This window comes from Pseudomonas sp. NPDC087342 (assembly GCF_044744265.1).
Taxonomy (GTDB): domain Bacteria; phylum Pseudomonadota; class Gammaproteobacteria; order Pseudomonadales; family Pseudomonadaceae; genus Aquipseudomonas; species Aquipseudomonas nunensis.
This window is the reverse complement of sequence record NZ_JBIUXZ010000017.1, coordinates 6,663-11,032: the sequence shown is the minus strand read 5'-3', so window position 1 is coordinate 11,032 and position 4,370 is coordinate 6,663. Positions and strand designations below refer to the sequence as shown.

Annotated in this window: 2 protein-coding genes, 2 tRNA genes and 1 pseudogene; 2 read left to right on the top strand and 3 right to left on the bottom strand. The window is 58.8% G+C overall.

Annotated elements, in window-relative coordinates; genetic code table 11:
- From ACIOYV_RS24520 to rnr, 3 genes and pseudogenes are all read right to left on the bottom strand, one after another.
- Positions 1–87 (bottom strand): annotated as a pseudogene (locus ACIOYV_RS24520) (30S ribosomal protein S6); the annotation flags it as partial.
- Between the two features lie 314 nt (positions 88–401).
- Positions 402–1,172, bottom strand: coding sequence for a 23S rRNA (guanosine(2251)-2'-O)-methyltransferase RlmB (gene rlmB / locus ACIOYV_RS24515; protein ID WP_401327757.1), 771 nt, complete (start codon positions 1,170–1,172; stop codon positions 402–404).
- Positions 1,169–3,802 carry a ribonuclease R gene (gene rnr / locus ACIOYV_RS24510; RefSeq protein WP_054044103.1) on the bottom strand — a complete coding sequence of 878 codons (2,634 nt, stop codon included), beginning with the start codon at positions 3,800–3,802 and terminating at the stop codon, positions 1,169–1,171. The genes rlmB and rnr overlap by 4 nt, the downstream gene beginning before the upstream one ends.
- Before the next feature lie 226 nt (positions 3,803–4,028).
- Between rnr and ACIOYV_RS24505 the strand changes: the two genes are divergently transcribed.
- Together ACIOYV_RS24505 and ACIOYV_RS24500 are read left to right on the top strand one after the other, a co-directional pair.
- Positions 4,029–4,115: transfer RNA gene (locus ACIOYV_RS24505), tRNA-Leu, on the top strand.
- Between the two features lie 166 nt (positions 4,116–4,281).
- A tRNA-Leu gene (locus ACIOYV_RS24500) sits at positions 4,282–4,368 on the top strand.
- Positions 4,369–4,370 lie beyond the last annotated feature (2 nt).

Genomic DNA, 4,370 nt, shown 5'->3' with positions numbered 1-4,370 from the left:
GATCCGCTTGGGGTAACGCTCTACCATGCCGCCGACTTGCTCGCTTTGATCCGGGTGGACCAAAAAGATGATTTCGTAATGACGCATGAATGCTCCTTACGGGTTGTAGCCTGCCGCTCAAAAGCGGTCAGACAAGGAGTGAATGACACTTATGGACTTGCTTGCGATAGACACATGCGTGCCTGCCGTCACAGCAAGGGGCGCAATTGTAGAGAAGGGACAGGAGAGGTGCAAGGCAATTGGTGATTATTTGAACAGTTCGTTCAGCCGCCATTTTTTGCCTCGCCACAAACCACTGTGGGAGCGAGCCTGCTCGCGAAGGGGGCACAACATTCAACATTGATGCTGAATGTTACGCCGCTTTCGCGAGCAGGCTCACTCCCACAGGGATTACAGCTGACTCAGGACTTTTTGCCGGTTCCGGCAGCAGCTTTTACACTGCGCTGGCGCTGGGCTTCGAACAGACAGACGCCCGTCGCTACGGAAACGTTGAGGCTGCTGACGCTGCCGGCCATCGGCAAGTGCACCAGGTAGTCGCACAGATCACGAGTCAGGCGACGCATGCCGCTGCCTTCCGCGCCCATGATCAGGATGGTCGGACCGGTCATGTCATGCTGATACAGGCTCTGCTCAGCCTCGCCCGCCGTACCGACGACCCACAAGCCACGCTGCTTGAGTTTTTCCAGGGTGCGCGCCAGGTTGGTCACGGCAACCAACGGAATCACTTCCGCCGCGCCGCAGGCCACTTTACGTACCGTCGGGGTCAGGGTGGCCGACTTGTCTTTCGGCACGATCACCGCCAGCGCACCGGCCGCATCGGCCGAACGCAAGCAAGCGCCGAGGTTGTGCGGATCGGTCACGCCGTCGAGCACCAGCAGCAGCGGTGCGCCTTCGGAGCGATCGAGCAGCTCGTCGAGCATCGCCTCGCCCCAGACCTGGCTCGGACTCACGTCCGCGACCACGCCTTGGTGCACGCCTTCGACCCACGCATCCAGCTCGCGACGTTCGGCGTTGCCGACAGGCACGCGATTGTCGTTTGCCAGCTGGATCAGGGTCTGAACCCGCGGATCGCTGCGGCCTTCAGCCAACCAGATCTGCTTGACGCGTTTTGGGTGGTGACGCAACAACGCTTCTACCGCATGCACGCCGTAGATTTTTTCCAACTGACTCATGACTTGGCCTTAGGTTTACGCGCCCCGCCGCTTTTGGCAGCTGGAGCCGAGCCCGATTTTGGCGGGCCTTTACGGTGTTTGCTCGGCTTGCTGCCGGGAGCCTTGTCAGGCGCCGACCGTCCGGTCTTTCCCCCAGACGCCGCTTTACCGCCGCTTTTCGCTTCAGACAGCAACGCCTGTTTCAGTTCACGACTTTTACGCAGCTCGGCGTTTTTCGCCGCTGCATCGCTCGGGCGATAAGCTTCGGGCGCTTTTTCCTTGGCAGGACGACGACCGGTTTTCGCCGGGGCCGGTTCTGCGGCGGTTTTAGCTGCAGTCTTGGCGGCTGGCTCAGCTTTTTCGTTACCGCGCTTCTTGCGACCGATCGGCGCACTGATGGTCTTTTCAGCCATCTCGAAGTCGATCTTGCGTTCGTCGAGGTCGACGCGCATCACGCGTACTTCAACGGTGTCGCCGAGGCGGAAGCTGCGACCGGTACGTTCACCGGCGAGGCGGTGATGCACAGGATCGAAGTGGTAGTAGTCGCCCGGCAGCGCGGTGACATGCACCAGGCCTTCGACGTAGATGTCGGTCAGCTCGACGAACAGGCCGAAACCGGTCACGGCGGTGATCACACCCGGGAACGATTCGCCCACGCGATCTTTCATGAACTCGCACTTGAGCCAGTTCACCACGTCGCGGGTCGCTTCGTCGGCACGGCGCTCGCTCATCGAGCACTGCTCGCCGAGTTGCTCCAGGGCCGCTTCGTCGTACGGATAAATCCGCGCCTTCGGAATGGTCATCGCACCGGCACGGCGAACGTGCGGCGTGTCTTGCTTGGAGTGGATAACGCTGCGGATCGCCCGGTGCGTGAGCAAGTCCGGGTAGCGGCGGATCGGCGAGGTGAAGTGGGTATAGGCTTCGTAATTCAGGCCGAAGTGGCCCTGGTTATCAGCGCTATACACCGCTTGGCTCAACGAACGCAGCATGACGGTCTGGATCAGATGGAAATCCGGACGGTCCTTGATGCTCGCCAGCAACGCCTGGTAATCCTTCGGCGACGGGCCGTCCTTGCCTTTGTGCAGGGACAGGCCGAGCTCGCCGAGGAAGGCGCGCAGTTTTTCCAGACGCTCCGGTGGCGGACCGTTGTGCACGCGATACAGCGCAGGAATTTCGTGCTTCTTCAGAAACTCAGCGGTGGCCACGTTGGCCGCCAGCATGCATTCCTCGATCAGCTTGTGCGCATCGTTACGCACGGTCGGACGGATTTCGGCGATCTTACGCTCGGTGCCGAAGATGATCCGAGTTTCCTGGGTTTCGAAATCGATCGCGCCACGCACGTGACGAGCGCCCAGCAGCACTTTGTACAGTGCATAAAGCTGCTTGAGGTGTGGCAGAACGTCGGTGTACTCGCCGCGAAGCTGACGTGCTTCCGTGAGTTTCGGCGTTTCGAGCATCGCGCTGACTTTGTTGTAGGTCAGGCGAGCATGGGAGTGAATCACCGCTTCGTAGAAGCAGTAGTCGGTCATCTCGCCAGATTTGGAGATGGTCATCTCGCAAACCATGGCCAGGCGATCGACGTGCGGATTCAGCGAGCACAGGCCATTGGACAACTGCTCAGGAAGCATCGGCACCACGCGCTCGGGGAAGTACACCGAGTTGCCGCGAACCTGGGATTCGTTGTCCAGCGCCGAACCAATCTTCACGTAGCTGGAGACGTCGGCAATCGCCACGTACAACTTCCAGCCACCGGAGAACAGGCGCAGCTTGCCTGGCTTGGATTCGCAGTAAACCGCGTCATCGAAGTCGCGCGCATCTTCACCGTCGATGGTCACGAACGGCAGATGGCGCAGGTCGATGCGCTTCTCTTTGTCTTTCTCTTCGACTTCAGGCTTGAGCTTGGCGGCTTCTTTCAACACCGCCTCAGGCCATACGTGCGGGATATCGTACGCGCGCAGGGCGACATCGATTTCCATGCCCGGCGCCATGTAGTTACCCACGACTTCAACCACGTCGCCTTGCGGCTGGAAGCGTGGCGTCGGCCAGTGAGTGATCTTCACTTCGACGAACTGACCGATCTGCGCGTTGGCGTTGCGGCCCGGGGTGACCAGCACTTCTTGCTGGATCTTCGGGTTATCCGCGACGACGAAGCCGATACCGCCTTCTTCGAAGTAGCGACCGACGATGGTCTCGTGGGCACGGGACACGACTTCGACGATCATGCCTTCGCGGCGACCACGACGGTCGAGGCCGGAAACACGCGCCAGGGCACGGTCGCCGTCGAACACCAGACGCATTTGCGCCGGGCTCATGAACAGATCGTCACTGCCGTCGTCCGGGACCAGGAAGCCGAAGCCGTCACGGTGACCGCTGATGCGGCCCAGGATCAGGTCGAGCTTGTCAACCGGCGCATACGTGCCGCGACGGGTATAGATGAGTTGAGCGTCGCGCTCCATGGCGCGCAGGCGGCGACGCAGGGCTTCGATCTGGTCTTCTGTGGTAAGACCAAACTCCTCGACCAGTTGCTCGCGGTTAGCAGGCGAACCTCGATCAGCAAGGTGCTGAAGGATCAGTTCGCGGCTAGGAATAGGGTTTTCATATTTTTCCGCTTCACGAGCGGCCTCGGGATCGAGGGACTGCCAATCGGCCATTAGAGAGTTTTCACCTTGTCTATATGCGGGTTAGTTTGGCATAGGCGTAATGAAACGGGAAATTTCAGACTGTGACAGCCCATCTAAAGCCCTTTATCGACACCGAGAAACCGAATTAAATGCCATTGGCGAAATTTTCCAGGTTTTTTTGGTGGCAGGGGTTTACAGTTAAAAAGACGCTCCGTATAGTGCGCGCCATCGACGACGCACTAGCGTTACCGATACTGCCCAGATGGTGAAATTGGTAGACACGCCAGCTTCAGGTGCTGGTGACCGCAAGGTCGTGGAAGTTCGAGTCTTCTTCTGGGCACCAATTTCGAGCTTGAGATTAGATCAATTTCAAGGCTCACACAAAAACCCGCGAAAGCGGGTTTTTTGCATTTAGGGCTTCTGATTTATTAAAACCAAATCAGGGGTTTACAGATTAAAAAGCTCTACGTATAGTGCGCCACATCAACAGCGGCAACGTTGCTGATACTGCCCAGATGGTGAAATTGGTAGACACGCCAGCTTCAGGTGCTGGTGACCGCAAGGTCGTGGAAGTTCGAGTCTTCTTCTGGGCACCAAT

Excerpts from the sequence above, each read along its gene's own strand:
- rlmB (WP_401327757.1), bottom strand. The coding sequence starts at position 1,172 with ATGAGTCAGTTGGAAAAAATCTACGGCGTGCATGCGGTAGAAGCGTTG.
- rnr (WP_054044103.1), bottom strand. The coding sequence starts at position 3,802 with ATGGCCGATTGGCAGTCCCTCGATCCCGAGGCCGCTCGTGAAGCGGAA.